This window comes from Rhizobium grahamii CCGE 502 (assembly GCF_000298315.2).
In the GTDB taxonomy this organism is placed as follows: Bacteria; Pseudomonadota; Alphaproteobacteria; order Rhizobiales; family Rhizobiaceae; genus Rhizobium; species Rhizobium grahamii.
Genome location: NZ_AEYE02000070.1, coordinates 1 through 420, shown reverse-complemented (window position 1 = coordinate 420; position 420 = coordinate 1). Strand labels below are relative to the sequence as shown.

At 57.1% G+C, this 420-nt stretch carries 1 protein-coding gene; it reads left to right on the top strand.

The window, feature by feature from the left end:
* Positions 1 to 130: 130 nt before the first annotated feature.
* On the top strand, positions 131 to 420 hold a 290-nt coding region (locus RGCCGE502_RS37820), incomplete at its 3' end, for a hypothetical protein (RefSeq protein WP_500690647.1).

The following is a 420-nucleotide window of genomic DNA, read 5'->3' as shown; positions in this document are numbered from 1 at the left end:
TCGAAAACATCCACCGCCTAACAGAGCCGGATCTCGCTACTGATGCGAGGCGCGTTCAGCGGTGCCACAGCCGTCAATGCGCATCGAAAATCGCGCTTAGTGCGGCTGCAAAGCCGATGAAAGATAGTTGATGAAAGTTCAACACGGAGAAGAAGTGGCGAATCACTCTGACCCCGAGTCATGCGGGGCACATCGCGAGATGTGCGTCGAAGCGTTGACAGGGGAAACCGGCAGGCCGGCCATTGAGCCGCGAAATGATCAATTCGGGATGCCGACGCTGTTAAGCGAAGCGGAAGGCAACACGGTGCATGGCGTCAATCGCAAGCCATGCACCGATCCCGCGCGGTCGGAGACCCTGTGCATGCCGGGAAGTCTTTCATACGGAAGCAGCGAGATCTCATCAGTGTCCAGTGCAAATAG